This is a genomic window from Vicinamibacteria bacterium (assembly GCA_035620555.1).
In the GTDB taxonomy this organism is placed as follows: domain Bacteria; phylum Acidobacteriota; class Vicinamibacteria; order Marinacidobacterales; family SMYC01; genus DASPGQ01.
Map to the genome: position 1 here is coordinate 1 of DASPGQ010000530.1, position 14909 is coordinate 14909.

The following is a 14909-nucleotide window of genomic DNA, read 5'->3' on the forward strand; positions in this document are numbered from 1 at the left end:
GAAGCGCGACGCCTCGGTCGGAATCCACGGTCCGGATCAGCTCGGCAAGCGGTGAGCCCTGGCCTGCCGTCTTCAAGATAGATTCCTCGACGGGTTTCAGCTTGCGTCCATCGAGGGTGAACGGCGGTCTTTCGGCGACGCGCACGACGGTGTCGAGCGGCGGAAGCCCCGAAAGGATGAGCTTCCCGTCGCACATGTAGCGAATGCCCTCGAGCAGGATTCGATAGATCGATAGACTCACCATGAGATCGACGGGGATGACGGTCCCGCGCTCGTCGAAGCTATAGACGCCCTCTTTTGCTTTGAAGAGCGAGAGCACGATGCGATTGACCTGCATCGCGACCTGCCGCCCCAGCTCCTCCTCGGACATCACCCCGGCCTGTACAAGGGCCTCGCCAAACTTCTTCTTGCTGCTCTTCATGAGCATGCTCGCGAGCGCGAACTCGTGGCGGGAGATGCGTCCCGCCTCGATGAGGCTTTCGCCGAGACGATCTCGTTTCTGGTCGCTGGCAGCGAATACGACGAAGCCCTTCTGGAAGTAGATCGTCTTGATCGCCGTGCCGAGATGCACCTGGAGATCCCCGCTGGCTTCCTCGAAAGCGATTTTTCGGAAGACCTCGGCGAGCGGGACGCTCGAGAGGGAGCCGACCCAGTCGATGCTGGACGGTGCGCTTCGCTCCACGTTGGACGTAGCCATTGCCTATCGTTCCGCCTGTGGTCTAGGGTTTTGCCTGTGAGAGCCTATTTTCCATGATCTGGACGAAAACAACAAGAGATGGGAATAAACATGATGCTAAGGGCATCGGAAGATGTGCGCGCACGCACGGATTGTCTTCTAGGGGGTGATGGGATTAATTCGATCGGTTCCCGCGCGTTCCGGAAGGGCCGCGGGAAGATCCTCTTGCCCCGCCGCGCTGGACACCGGAAGAACGGCCGCGGCCTGACGACGACGTCGCGGTCGCGCCCTGGCCTCTCGTCCCCGACGATCGTGGAGCCCCGACCATGGGACGGCCGGATGAGGGGCGAGCGGGTCGCGCCGACGAGGATGGCGCTCGTCCGAACCGCTCACGGGTCCGCTCGCCGACCGAAGAGCGAGAAGGTTGGCTCGTCGACGAGCCGTTCCGGCGACTCGAATCGGATCTCAATCTGCTGGGCCGGGCCGATTCGCTTCCGCGAGGCGAGCTGAAGGTGGTGCCCGCACGGCCTCGTTCGCGCGGAGAAGCGTCCATGCCGCTCTCGAATCCTCGCGGGCGAGAGCTTCGTAGAGTGTTGCCCCGAGAAAGAACGCCGTTCGATACGGATGACCGCCCGCGGCTCGACTCCGCCGTTCCGGTTTGCGCTCTCCGGTCGCGCCCGTCGGTCGTCGGTCTCGTGAGATCGCCGTTCTGCCAAACCGTACGCTCCCGTGCGCCGCCGGAGCGGAGCGCAGAACGGTCGGTGAGCGACAATCTCGGGCTCGATTCGACTCGGCTCGTTAGGCGCCGTGCCACGCCTTGCCGCGACACGGTTCGGGCCTCGATGGCTCCTCTTCGGACGGAGCCGGACGCCATCGGAGTCAGATCGCGCCTCAACACCGCGCCGGAATCGAAGACCCGCGCCCGGTGCGCCGAGGGTGCAACCACATCGGCGCCCAACTGGTCTCTACCCGCGCGTCGTCCAAAATGCCCTTTTTCGACGAAGCTCCAACCGGCACAATCGTCGAAGCCGTGAGCAAATCGTTTGCCTCCGCGAAAATGCCGGCCGTGGTGGAATACCGAATCGAATCCGAACACCGCGCGGTTGTGGAATCCAAGCGGGCTCCATCCGATCCAGGCAGGACCGAAGGCGAAGGACACCCATGCGGGACTCCAGTAGGAGCCCGGGATCCAGTACCACCCCCGGTGCCCATGACCCCACCGTCCGTAGTGATAAGGCGCCCAGCCCCAGGGCTCGTAGGCGATCCAGGTGTACCCGAGGCCGGTGTAATGCCACCATCCGTCGCGGTAGGGCGCCCATGACGCGCCGACCTGTGGATACCAGACGTAGCCATAGTCGTTCTCGTACTGCCAGGATCCGTGCTCCTCGAGATCGTCTGCGTAGTGATGGACTTCGTGCGGCAGGCTTCTCACAATCACATCTTGCGTGCGCGAGACCCGTCGATCGCGTGATTCGCTCCATTCGCCGAGCTCGTCCAACCTCGCGGTATTGAACGCCTGGGGTGTACTTGGCGACAGCCCGCGCGTGATCTCGCTTTGCTCGCCCGCCCCTATTAGCACCGAGCCGACGCTCGACGCCAGCTCTGCGGATCCACTCGAGACGCTCAGTGAAAGGTGTTCGGCTTCGACGTCCAGGCGATAGGTGCCCGGGGCACTCGGGTATACGCTCGCTGCCGGGGCATCGACGCGCACGCTCGCCCGAGGCTCCTCGAGCTTCACGATCAAGCTTCCACTCCAGAGTCGTACGAGAAGCTCCTTGTCGAGCTCTTCGAGGTCGAGCTTCGTGAGCTCCCCGAGCCGAAGCACGGTGCCGTCGGCAAACACGACCTCGGCGCGAGAGCCTCCTTCAGTCCACAGGCGGTCGCCGGGGAGAATCGGAACGTTCACCGCTCCGGCCTCGGGCTCGGGCTTGGACGCGCGTTGCACCGTGACCGTGCCCTCGACGTAATTGAGATGGCCGTAGGGGTACGAGTAGGATTCCTGAGCGGCAGCGGGTATGGAGAGAGCCGCCATCGCGGTGACGAAAAAGGAAGAGCTGACCATCGTTGCGTTCATCCGGACCTCCCCTGGCTCATCTCATGGCGCGCTCACCAGGACGCAAGCCTCATCACGTCGTGGAGCTCGCATTCTCCTTCGCCAAGGCGCCGGTCGGCCACCGGGCAGTGAGGGGTTGCCCGGGCCGCCCCACGCCAAAGGCCAAGAACGTCGGCCTAGTGCCAACAGTTGCAACCTCTATACCATGTTGAGTCCAGAGACACAAGCTGCCTAACCTGTGCGCAGTGAATCAATTGCCGGTCTCTCCGGCAAGCGAGGGACAGCTCACTGGGTGGTCTGAGGCGGTCAGGCGTGTCCTCTGTGGAGAACGGAACAAACTTGACAAATTAAGGCTCAAATCATACTCTATTGGTTGATTGAGCTGCTATCAGGCACTCGGAGGAAAATAGGATAATGAGCAAGATCATCGGGATCGATCTGGGGACGACCAATTCCGTCGTTGCCGTCATGGAGGGTGGCAACCCCGCCGTCATCACGAACCCGGAGGGAGGCCGGACGACGCCGTCCGTGGTCGCGTTCGCGAAAGGCAACGAGCGGTTGGTGGGTCAAGTGGCGAAACGCCAAGCAATCACCAACCCCGAGAATACCGTCTTCTCGATCAAGCGATTCATGGGTCGACGATTCGACGAGGTCGACGAGGAAATGAAAATGGTCCCCTACAAGGTCGTGAAAGCCGAGAACGGGGATGCGAGGGTGGACATCAAGGGGCGAAAGTACTCGCCTCCGGAGATCTCCGCGATGGTCCTCCAGAAGCTGAAACAGGCCGCCGAGGACTACCTTGGCGCCAAGGTCGAAAAGGCGGTCATCACCGTTCCCGCATACTTCAACGACAGCCAGCGCCAGGCGACGAAGGATGCCGGAGAGATTGCCGGACTCGAGGTGCTGCGGCTCGTCAACGAGCCCACCGCGGCGGCACTCGCCTACGGGCTGGACAAGAAAAAAGACGAAAAGATAGCGGTCTTCGATTTCGGTGGGGGCACATTCGACATCTCGATCCTCGAGGTCGGTGAAGGGGTGGTCGAGGTGAAATCGACCAATGGCGATACCCATCTCGGGGGAGACAACATCGACCAGCGCATCATCGACTGGATCATCGGCGAGTTCAAGAAGTCCGATGGGATCGACCTGTCCTCGGACCGCATGGCGCTGCAGAGGCTCAAGGAGGCGGCGGAGAAGGCCAAAATCGAGCTCTCTTCGACGGTCGAAACCGAAATCAATTTGCCCTTCATCACCGCCGATTCGAGCGGCCCGAAGCACATGTCGCTGAAATTGACGCGCTCGAAGCTCGAGCAGCTCGTCGACGACATCCTCAAGCGAACGATGCCACCCTGCAAGCAGGCCCTTCAAGACGCCGGGCTCGGCGCCGCGGCCATCGACGAGGTGGTGCTCGTCGGCGGCTCGACCCGTATTCCCAAAGTGCAGCAGATGGTCAAGGAGTTTTTCGGAAAGGAGCCCCACAAGGGGGTAAACCCCGACGAGGTCGTTGCGCTGGGCGCGGCGGTGCAGGCCGGCGTGCTCGGGGGCGAAGTCAAGGACCTTCTCCTCCTCGACGTAACGCCGCTTTCGCTCGGCATCGAGACCCTGGGTGGAGTCTTCACCCGCATCATCGAGCGGAACACGACCATCCCCCACAAGAAGAGCGAGATCTTCTCGACCGCCGCGGACAACCAGACTCAAGTGGAAGTCCACGTTCTTCAGGGCGAGCGAGCGATGGCGGGTGACAATCGGACCCTCGGCCGGTTCCACCTCGTGGGGATTCCCCCCGCACCGCGGAACGTCCCCCAAGTCGAGGTCACCTTCGACATCGATGCCAACGGCATTCTCAACGTTTCCGCCAAGGACATGGCCACGGGCAAGCACCAGGCGATCACCATCACCGCCTCGAGCGGGCTGTCCGAGCAAGAGATCGACCAGATGAGAAAAACGGCCGAGCTTCACGTCGAAGAGGACAAGAAAAGGCGCGAGGAGGTCGAAGAGAAGAACCAGACCGACAATCTCATCTACCGGACGGAGCAGCTTCTCGGCGACAACCGCGACAAGATTCCGGCAGAGGACGCGAAACAGATCGAGACGTCCATCGAAGAAGCTAAGAAGGCTTTGAGGGAGGGCGACATCCAGGCGGTCCGGAACGCTCGCGAGGTGCTCCAGAAAGCGAGCTACCGACTGGCGGAGTTCATGTACCAGCAAGCGACACCCGAGGACAAGGCAGGCGGCTCGGAGGCCAGTGCCGCTTCGGACGAGGACGTGATCGACGCGGAGATCGTGGACTCGGAGGAAAAGAAGTAGGAGCCGATGGATCGGAACGATTACTACGCGCTCCTGGGGATTACTCCCAACGCTTCCACGACGGCGGTCCGGCGTGCGTTCCAGAAGCTAGCGAGGAGGTTCCATCCCGATCTGAACCCGGGGGACAACGTGGCTCGAGTGCGCTATGAGCGAATCTACGAGGCGTTTCGAGTTCTAACCGATCCGAGTCAGCGCGAGCGCTATGATTCTCACGGCCAGCGACCGACCGCGGTAGAAGACGCCGAGCCACCGCGCTACGGCTTCGAAGGCTTCGACTTCAGTCGTGAGCAAAATCGTTCGAGTCAGATTTTTCCCGAGCTCTTTCGGCAGCCCGGCCGCCGGGCGCGGACCGAGCGGGAAAGGGGTGAAGACATCCACCACAAGGTGGGTATCTCGTTCGAGGAATCCCTTCACGGGTTTCCGACCAGCTTCAGGCTGGCGCGTTCGATTACCTGCGCGACCTGCGATGGCTTCCAGGAGATACCGTCCTCGGTCCCGCGTCCCTGCCCGGTGTGCGCCGGGCGGGGCCGGGCGACCCATGCCCACGGCTTCATGCTCTTCGCCCGTCCATGTGCGGAATGCGGCGGCACGGGCATCCTTTCGAAAGAGACCTGTCCCGACTGCCAGGGCGCCGGCCGAGCGATTCGCGAGGAAAGGATCGACATCGAAATCCCCAAGGGGGTAAACGACGGCGACCGCGTCGTGATTCCCGGCAAGGGACACGAGGGACGCGGAACGGGCCGCAACGGCGATCTCTACGTGCATGTTCAGGTCGCGGCTCATCCCGTTTTTGCCAGGAAAGGCGACAATCTCTACTCCACGGTCCGCATCACCTTCACCGAGGCGGCGCTCGGTGCTCGGGTCGACGTGCCCACCCCCGAGGGATCGGTCAAGCTCCGGATTCCCGCGGGAGTCCAATCGGGTCAGAAGCTTCGGCTTTCCGAGCGGGGTGCGCCGTCACGTCTGGGGTCGAAGCGAGGAGATCTGTTCGTGACCGTTCAAGTCGTCACTCCCACCGTTTACGATGACCGCTCCCGTGAGCTATTGCGCGAGCTCGATCGCCTGAATCCGATGGATCCGCGCGAGGAGATTCGCCGCGAGGCCGAGGAGGCGTCTCGATGACTCGAGGGCGAGCGAGACGAGGCGAAGCGCGCGCCGGATCGGCCCACGAGGGGCCCCGGAATCGGGGAAAGGGGAGAGGCTACTATATGATCAGCGCGGTGGCCGAGACCTACGAGATCCATCCGCAAACGCTCAGGCTCTATGAGAGAGAGGGGCTCCTGAGTCCATCGCGCACCGAAGGGAACACGCGGCTCTATTCGGACGAGGATTTGAAGCAGCTCGAGACGATCCTGAACCTGACGCGGGATCTCGGAGTGAACCTTGCCGGGGTCGAGATCATTCTCAATATGCGCGAGAAGATGGAGCGGATGCAGAACGAGGTCAGTGATTTCATCGATTACGTCCAGCGGGAGATGGCGAAGCAGGAGGAGGGATGGAAAGATCGGGTCGAGAGCGCGCTCGTGCGATTGCCTCCGCGTCAGCTGGTTAGGAGAGACAAAGGTCTCGACGAGGAATAGGAACGTTCTTGGCGGAATCCTGTCCGGAGTGCGAGGGAACGACTTTCAAGAGGGTCGTCCGCGACGGCATCGACATCGTGGTGCGCTGCGATTGCCGCTCGGGTGGCCCGCGAGAGTCGGCGATGATCCGGTGCGGCGTTCCCGGCCGGTATCGGGAGTGCGCCTTCGACGGCCGTAGCGGCGGCCGGCCCTTCGATTGCCTGAAGACGAGCCTGGAGCAGGCCAAACGCGTCGCGGAGAATTGGGCGGAAGCCTTCCCTGACGTCGAGGCCGGCTTGCTCCTGAGCGGTCCGCCGGGAGTAGGGAAGACCCATCTCGGGGTCGCGATTCTCAGGCGGATCCTCGTCGAGCGGGGCATCTCTGCCCAGGCGCTCTTTGCCGACTATCGCTCGCTGCTTCGAGAGATCAAGAGCTCGTATCACCCCGAGACGCCGGTGACCGAAAAACAGGTTTTGCGTCCGATCCTCGAGGCCGAGCCCCTCGTGCTCGATGATCTCGGTGGCGAGAGCTCCACATTGTGGGTGTTCGATACGCTTTCGTACATCTTGAATCAACGGTACAACGAGCGGCGCCTCACCATCATCACCACGAATTTTGCCGACAAGCCCAGTGCCGCGGGACCGACGGTCATCGGGGCGAGGGCGCATGAAACCTTGGCCGACCGCGTCACCGTGAGACTGCGCTCCCGCTTGTACGAAATGTGTCGCGACGTCCGGATCACCGGTGACGACTATCGACAGAGCACCCTCCAAGCGAACTTCACCGGCTAGCGCCTCCACCGGCGGGAAAATATCCCCCCTATCTCCTACGGATCTGCCCTATCCCCGTTTCTGCACTGGAACGCCTTGAAACCTTGACACTGGCCCTTCGTTGGGTTATGAGAAGGGCTCATTCTCGATTCATATCCGGAGGTAGGTTCCGGACGAGCGCAGCGGGGGTGTGGGGGCGGCGCGCGGGGCGCCTACCGAAAAACGTCATGGTATCCGACGATTACCGGGATATGTTCGTGTCGCTCTGGGCCGACGAGACCCCGGGGCTGTTCTCGGCAAGGGCCCTGGAGGAGTTTGGCCGATCGACTCCCCGCACACGGATCTACCTTCCGTTCGACGACCGCTGGTTCGTGCAGTATGCGGACCATCTCGGCGAGCTGAACGCGCGCGAGCTCCACTACGTGGGGGCCCGATTATTCGACAGCTTGTTCCAGGGAGACATCCTCAGGCTCTACATCCACCTGCTGGATCAGGTCCGGAGCTCCGGGGCACGGCTTCGGATAACGCTCGCGATCGAGCCGAGTATCGTGGCCCGCCTTCCCTGGGAATGTCTGTACGACACCAAGAACGGTGTGTTCGCCAGCGCCTGGGACGATGTGGCTCTCGTTCGCTACGTGGCGCCCGCCGAGAGCGAGCCTCCGCTCGTGCCCTTGCGACCTCCCCTTCGCGTTCTCGTCGTCGCCGAGGCGGAGGCCGGCTCGAGGCTTGCGGGAGAGGCGCTGACCGTCCGGAGCGCTCTTGCCGAGCTCGAGTCCGAGGCTTCGATCACCGTCTTCGAGGCGGGAAGCACGTTCGATGGTCCTCCGCTCGATCCGTCTGGGCTCGAAGCCCTGCTGGCGAGGGACTTCGACGTGCTTCACTGGATCGGGAAAGCCGAATGGGACGGTACCGGAGCCAGCCTGGCGCTGGGTGATCACTCGGTCGATGCCTCCATGCTCGGTCGTCTACTCGCTCGCAAGGCCCCTTGTCTCGTCGTTTGGAGCGGAGAAGAAAGCGTGGGCGCCGCCGGGCCAGCACTGGCCGAGGCGCTCCTGAGCCGAGTTCCGGCGCTCGTGGCCCACCGACGGTCGATGCCCGCCGAGCTCCTGTTTCACCACACCATGGCGTTTTATCGAGCGGTCGCCCGGTCGATTCCGCTGGACGCGGCAATCGCCGAGGCACGGAGCGCGGCGATGTCCCAGGCACCCTCGGAGGGAGAGTGGATCGCGCCGGCGCTTTTTCTGGCACGCAGGGATGCCTGCGCCCTGTACAACTCGGCGCGGGGAAGTGCACCGGACGTCTATCAGATGTCCGAGGGTCGTTACCGGCGAAAGCTTCGCGAAACGCTCGACCGGTTCTGGCCCAAACCGGAGAGGTACTTTCCCCAGTCGATTCAATGGACACCGCGTCAGGAATCGCTCGCGAGCTATCTCCAAGCGCCCGAGCTCATCGCCCAACCGCAAAAGGTCGCGGAGCTGTCGCGTCGCTTTCACAGCCTGTGGATCGTTGGCGCGGCGGGCACGGGGAAGACGATGGCGCTCTATCGCCTCTTCTACGAAGCGGCGCAGCCGGTGCTCTCTTACGAGTCCAAGTCGCCCCTGCCCCTCTACCTGGCTGTTCCCGACCTCGCCGACGGAGAGAACCTCCTTCCGATTCTTGCCGACGGAGTCGATCCGACTTTGTTCGAGAGCGATCTCGAGGAAGGTCGATTCCTCTTCTTGCTCGATTCCATCGACGGCTTGAGCGAGACCGGAGCCGCGCGCTTCGCCCAGGCTTTGAACCGTTTCATCCGGCAGTACCCGCTGAATCGTTTCGTCGCCGCATCGAGAACCGTGCCGTCCGTCCCACTGGATATCTCCAATCGCGCCGAGCTCCGCCCCTTGTCAGCAGGGGAGGCACTCGATTTTCTAGGTGTCGACGGTGCCATTCGCTCAGAAGTGGGGATGCGGATCTACTCCCGGCTCGAGACGCAGCTCGGTGCCGACGCGGGCAACCCGCAGCTACTCGCTTTCGCCCGGAGGATCGAGCGTGAGGGGACTCCGATTCCCCCAACGGCGACGGAGATCTTTCTCACTTTTTTCAGAATCGCGGGCGCCTCGATGGGCAAGGAGATCTCCGAGGGACTCTTGCCTCGACTCGCGTACCTCATGAGCCGGGAAAATCGCATCTCGCTGACGACGGAGCACCTCGAGGCGGAGCGACGGACGGGATGTCTCCGAGGCGTGAACGGGCTGGAAGACGTCCTCACCGCGGTCGAGAAGACCCGACTGCTGCGCGGTCCGAGAGCCTTCAGTTTTCCCAACCTCGCGTTTCAGGAGTTCTTGACCGCCTACTCGCTACGGTCGGTCTCGGTCGAGTCATTATCCGAGCTCGTACCGCCGGCAGACTGGCACGATGGCGCTCCGGACGGACAGATCGTCAACAAGAGCCGCGGACCGTTCCATGGCGTGATGCCGTTTTTGTGTGGGCTGCGGCCGGACGGACCTCAGCTGGTCGAGCATTTGCTCGAGCGCGATCTCGTCCTGGCATCGATCTGCTTTCGCGAGACCCGGGCTTCGGCTTCCCTCGACCTGGCCCTGCGGGCGGCGGTCGAGCGTGGCCTGGCGTCGCGTTCCGAGCTCGAGCAGCGCATCGCCGTCACCAGTCTCGAAGCTCGAGCCGACGCCTTCGCCGTTCATTGGCTGGAAGCGATTGCCCGGCGCGAGGGCGGTGCCACCAGACCCCTGGCGATTGCGGCGCTCGGTAACCTCCACTCCCGAAGAAGCGAGGCCGTTCTGGAATCGGCTTCGGCCGACCGGGATCCCCTGGTGGCGCGCACCGCCGCCGACGCACTCGCCCGTATCACCGCCAGTTGAACGCGGCCGAGCCGCTTGCCTTACCCCCGAGGCCTGTGGCATATTAGTGTCCCCGTCGAGCAGATCCCCCCCGGACCCGGCTCTCAAGGTCGTGCAATTATGGCTGAGGAATATTTTCGCATCGAGGAGATAGAAAGCGTCCGCTCACCCCTGTTTCATGCCTCCTACGCCCTGTACCGTCGGGTATTTCCCAAGGACGAACAGATGCCCAAGCGGTATTTCCTCGAACACCTGACCGAGGCGCGACTCGGCCTCGCTCGACCCTTCAATTTTCACTACTTCGTGGCCAGCCGTGGAGAAAAGGTCGTGGGGTTCGGATGCTGTACCTACATGGCGGTCGAGAACGTTGGCTTCATCGACTACCTGGCAGTGGATTCGGGGGAAGAGGGTCGTGGGGTCGGAACCGCCGTCCGCAAACGACTCGTGGAGTCACTTCGCGGGGACGCCCGGGACGCGGGTTACGACGACCTGGTGGCGGTGCTGGGTGAGATTCAGGAAGAAAGCCCCTGGCTTCACCGACTGCTCGCGACCGGTGCCTGCGCGCTCGATATCGACTACTACCAACCGCCGCTGGAAGACCACAAGAACCCTGTCCCCCTGGTCTTGTACGTCGAGCCGGTGGCCGAGGGCTTTGCCGAGCTTACGGTGCAGCAGGTGAGTCGCATCTTGTACGCCTTGTACCGACGACTCTATCGAATACCCTATCCGTTGCAGGATCCCAATTTCCGATCCATGCTCAAGCAGCTCAAGGGAAAGGAGCACGTGGGCTGGAAACGGATCGGACCCCGAGCGCCAGCCCGCTCGGAGCGAACCGCGCCGCACTCCGCTCCCGTGACGGCCTTTGCCGTTGCTCGAACCATCTCCGCCCGACCCCCGGGAAGACCTCGTGGCGCGCTCTCCGCTGCCCGAAACGGAGCCGGGAGCGGCCTTCGGGCGCTCCCCACGGCTTTGCCGGATGCTGGCCGACGTGAGGCCGCCGCGCACTCCGGCCCCACTCCTGCGGCTCCCGATTCCCGAAACACCCCAGCCTCCACGCCCCAAGTCTGAGGGGCCCAACACGCCGTCGTCGAGGTGGAGGCATCGACGACCGGGCGCGCGTCACGCGACCGCTCTCACGGAGACTCTTCGAAAACGAAGCGCCCGCCGACCATCGTGAGCTTCACCTCCGTTCCGAGGATCTCCCGGGCTCCGCACGTGAGGATGTCTCGGGAGAGGACGACGAGATCGGCAAGCTTGCCCGGCGCCAGGCTTCCCCGTTCGTCTTCGGAGAAATCGAGCGCCGCGTTTCCCAGGCTCATCGCGCGCAGAGCCTCCTCACGGGAGATGCGCTGGTCCTCTCCCATCGTACCCGCGCTCAGGGTGTCACGGGTGACGAAATGGTAGAGAACGCCAAGAGGGTGATAGGGAGCGACCGGGGAGTCGGTCCCGAGCGAAACGGGGATTCCCGCGTCGAGGTACGCCCGGAGCGGCGTGACCCATCTCGCGCGTGACCCACCCCAGTACTTTTCCAGGCTCGGCGCCGCCAGGTAGAGGTGATGTTGAGCCGAAAGGTGAACGCCCAGGGCCCTGATCCGGGGAAACTGATCTTCGCGGGGAATGAAGCCGTGCTCGATGGTGAAACGCCTGCCAACGATGCTCTGGTCCTCGTTCGCCCGTTCGTAGGCGTCGAGCACGAGATCGATCGCGGCATCACCGACGGCGTGGGTGGCGACCCGCCACCCCCGGCGGTTCAGACGACGCACGATCTCGATGTAGGTCTCGGTCGCAAAAGTCTGTAGGCCCCGGAATTCACCACCCCCTCCGTAGGGCTCCTCGTAGGGCTCTCTCATCCAGCCGCCCTCGAAGCCTCCATCCACGCCCAGCTTGATGCCCGAAACCCGAAGCCAATCGTCCCCCTCGTCGGGACGAAGGCCGAAGCGGTCAAGCGTCGTCTCGAGCTCGTTCGGATCCTGCGCCGGATCGATTCGAAGGAGCATGCTGACACGGATCGTAAGGAGACCGCGCTCTTTCAATGTCTCCACGGCGCGATAGAGCTCGGGGCTCCCACTGGCGAAGCGTGCGCTCGTCAATCCCGCTTCGTTCAGCCGGTGGAGCTCGGCCGCCATGTCCCGGAGTCGACTCTCGGCATCAGAGCTCTCGTTCCGGGGAAGCTCGGCGAGCCGCTTCGCGCTATCGACGAGCTCACCGTTCAAACGCCCGTCCGGGTAGCGGCCGACCCGCCCTCCATCGGGAGATGGGGTCGATTCGTCGATTTTCCATTTCGAGAGCGCGGCGCTGTTGAGGATGACCTCGTGGCCCCCGCGCACTACGACCACGGGATGTTCCGACGTGGCTCGATCGAGATCGTCTCGAAACGGAAGGCGCTGTTCTCTGAGCTGGCCCTCGTGCCAGTCACTGTTCGTCACCACGAGCTCTCCCGGAGGCGTTTCCCGCGCCCGGCGGGCAATGGCGTCGATCACTTCCTGAAGGTTTCGGGTACGAGACAGGTCCACGCCCGGTCCACCCCCGATGCCGTGGTAGTGGTTGTCGGCGAACCCGGGAGCCACGGTCTTGCCTCCGAGGTCGACGCGGCGCGTTCGGGGCCCGGCGAAGGCATCTACCTCGGCGTTCGTTCCCGTGGCCACGATCCGGTCGCCTCGAACGGCGATCGCCTCGACGACGCCCCTCGGCTCGAGAGTCACCACCCGGCCGTTGACGAGGACGGTATCCGCCGGCTCGGGTTGATAGCCGCTCAAGACCGCAAACAAAAGGGCATATTTCATCGCGTTAGCCTCGTCTTCTTCGCCGAGCCACCTCGGCGTCAGTCCTTCTTGCCGAGTGCCCGGCCGAGCCGTCCGATCTCCTCGATTCGGCTCTTGAGTCGCTTCTCGAACCCTTCTTCCGTCGGCTCGTAGTAGGCCCGTCCGAGAAGTCGTTCGGGCAGACACTCCATCGCCGTGAGCCTCGTCGGGTGGTCGTGGGCGTGCTCGTAGCCCCGGCCGTATCCCCACTCTCGCATGGCTTTGGTCACCGGGTTGCGAAGCTGCAGAGGTACGGGCTCGGTCGCGTCTTCGAGCGCATCTTTGGCCGCTTTGCCATAGCCGAGATACAGGGCGTTCGACTTGGGAGCGAGCGCGAGGTAGACGACCGCCTGGGCGAGAGCCAGTTTGCCTTCGGGCAGTCCGATGAAATGAAAGGCCTCCTTCGCCGCCACCGCCACGGCCAGAGCACCGGGCTCGGCGAGTCCCACGTCCTCCGAGGCAAAGCGCACGAGTCGCCGAGCCACGTAGAGTGGATCTTCACCCGCCTCGAGCATTCTCGCGAGCCAGTAGAGGCTCGCATTCACGTCCGAGCTCCGCAGCGACTTGTGGAGGGCGGAGATCAAGTTGAAATGCTCTTCACCCGTCTTGTCGTAGAGAAGGGCTTTCCGCTGCAACGCGTTTTCCATCTCCGCGATGCCAACGGGCCTCTTCTCGTCCCGAGCGAGCGAGCAGAGCGCCTCCAGCACGTTCAGGACGAAACGGGCGTCACCGTTTGCCCGGTGAGCGAGCCAGGAAAGAGCCTCGTCGTTCTCGACCACGAGCCGACCGGCGAGGCCACGCTCCCCGTCGGCAAGGGCGCGCCTCATCAGCACCACGAGCTCCTCGGGGGAGAGCTGCCTCAGAATGACGACGCGACATCGAGAAAGCAGCGCCGCTGTGACCTCGAAAGAAGGATTCTCCGTCGTCGCGCCAATCAGGGATACGTTTCCCGATTCGACGTGCGGCAGGAAAGCATCTTGCTGGGCTTTGTTGAAACGATGGATCTCGTCCACGAAGAGCAGCGTCCTCCGCCCGAACAGGCGCCGCTGGGACTCGGCCTCGCGCATCACGTCCTTGATCTCCTTGATGCCGGAGGTGACGGCGCTGAAGGGGACGAAATGCGACCGAGTTCGGCGGGCGATGATGCGCGCCAGGGTCGTTTTGCCCGAGCCCGGTGGGCCCCAGAGGACGATCGAGCCGACTTCGTCTTTCTCGATGGCGGCACGCAGGGTCGTGCCGGCTCCGATCACGTCGTCTTGCCCGATGATCTCGTCGAGCTCGCGCGGTCGCATCCGTTCGGCGAGCGGAGCGGGACGGTCGTCCTCCCGCGGACTGGACGGCGCGAACAGATCGGCTTGTTCCACGAGGGAAGGATAGTTCGCACGCGGTGTTTTGGCCAGCAGGGTGATGGCAAACTCAGCCCACCCTGCGCGAGCGGAGCGAGCCCGGCGCGCTTGCCGCGCCGCAAGCAGCCCCAGCCGTGGCGGCACGATCGGTCACGGGTCCCGCCACGGCAATAAGCACGAAAAGGGTGATGGAACTCAGCCCACCCTGCGCGAAGGCAAACGGTGCTACGGAACGAGACGCTTCAGCTCCTGGTGCCAGTTGAGCACTACGTGCAGGCGCGTTACCGGCTGCGGCCTTGGCTCCCGTTCTTGGGCCATGAGAAATCGTCCGTCCAGGGCGACGTCGTAGCTACGCATGGGCGCTGTCCCCAGGTAGCGCCGGTCGAACAGCTCGTGCACCGGGCCCACTCGAAACGTGCCTCCCGCTGTCGAGACTTCGACCACCATCATCTTCGTGCGGTTGTCGGTGCCGGCTCGATAAAAGAGGCGCCGCCCGTCCCGAGACCAGACAGGCCGCGAGCCGCCATCGTGCGTCACCGGTATGAGCGGATCGGGGCCGGGGT

Annotated in this window: 11 protein-coding genes; 6 read left to right on the forward strand and 5 right to left on the reverse strand. The window is 63.6% G+C overall.

Features of this window, described 5'->3' with window-relative positions:
• Both VEK15_21535 and VEK15_21540 read right to left on the reverse strand, forming a co-directional pair.
• A partial coding sequence (locus VEK15_21535) for a DUF4388 domain-containing protein (GenBank protein HXV63296.1) occupies positions 1-697 on the reverse strand: 697 nt, incomplete at its 3' end.
• Between the two features lie 154 nt (positions 698-851).
• Positions 852-2750: a FecR family protein gene (locus tag VEK15_21540; protein ID HXV63297.1), complete on the reverse strand. Its 1899-nt coding sequence runs from the start codon at positions 2748-2750 to the stop codon at positions 852-854.
• Between the two features lie 393 nt (positions 2751-3143).
• Here VEK15_21540 and dnaK point away from each other — a divergent pair, with 393 nt between their 5' ends.
• The 6 genes from dnaK (at position 3144) to VEK15_21570 (ending at position 11267) form a co-directional block, all read left to right on the forward strand.
• On the forward strand, positions 3144-5036 hold the full coding sequence (gene dnaK, locus VEK15_21545) for a molecular chaperone DnaK (protein HXV63298.1): 1893 nt from the start codon (positions 3144-3146) through the stop codon (positions 5034-5036).
• Positions 5037-5042: 6 nt separating this feature from the next.
• Positions 5043-6158 (forward strand): J domain-containing protein, encoded by a 1116-nt coding sequence (locus VEK15_21550; GenBank protein ID HXV63299.1) that lies wholly within the window; start codon positions 5043-5045, stop codon positions 6156-6158.
• An 86-nt stretch (positions 6159-6244) separates the two neighbouring features.
• Positions 6245-6616: a helix-turn-helix transcriptional regulator gene (locus VEK15_21555; GenBank protein HXV63300.1), complete on the forward strand. Its 372-nt coding sequence runs from the start codon at positions 6245-6247 to the stop codon at positions 6614-6616.
• A gap of 8 nt (positions 6617-6624) precedes the next feature.
• The gene (locus VEK15_21560) at positions 6625-7386 is read left to right on the forward strand and encodes an ATP-binding protein (protein HXV63301.1); all 762 of its coding nucleotides are present in this window, start codon (positions 6625-6627) and stop codon (positions 7384-7386) included.
• Positions 7387-7592: 206 nt separating this feature from the next.
• Positions 7593-10220 carry an NACHT domain-containing protein gene (locus VEK15_21565; GenBank protein HXV63302.1) on the forward strand — a complete coding sequence of 876 codons (2628 nt, stop codon included), beginning with the start codon at positions 7593-7595 and terminating at the stop codon, positions 10218-10220.
• Positions 10221-10319: 99 nt separating this feature from the next.
• Complete coding sequence (locus VEK15_21570; protein ID HXV63303.1) at positions 10320-11267, forward strand: GNAT family N-acetyltransferase; 948 nt, start codon at positions 10320-10322, stop codon at positions 11265-11267.
• A gap of 65 nt (positions 11268-11332) precedes the next feature.
• Here the strand turns inward: VEK15_21570 and VEK15_21575 are convergent, their stop codons facing one another.
• From VEK15_21575 to VEK15_21585, 3 genes are all read right to left on the reverse strand, one after another.
• The gene (locus VEK15_21575; GenBank protein ID HXV63304.1) at positions 11333-12982 is read right to left on the reverse strand and encodes an amidohydrolase; all 1650 of its coding nucleotides are present in this window, start codon (positions 12980-12982) and stop codon (positions 11333-11335) included.
• Positions 12983-13020: 38 nt separating this feature from the next.
• Complete coding sequence (locus VEK15_21580) at positions 13021-14292, reverse strand: replication-associated recombination protein A (GenBank protein HXV63305.1); 1272 nt, start codon at positions 14290-14292, stop codon at positions 13021-13023.
• Between the two features lie 279 nt (positions 14293-14571).
• A partial coding sequence (locus tag VEK15_21585; GenBank protein HXV63306.1) for a hypothetical protein occupies positions 14572-14909 on the reverse strand: 338 nt, incomplete at its 5' end.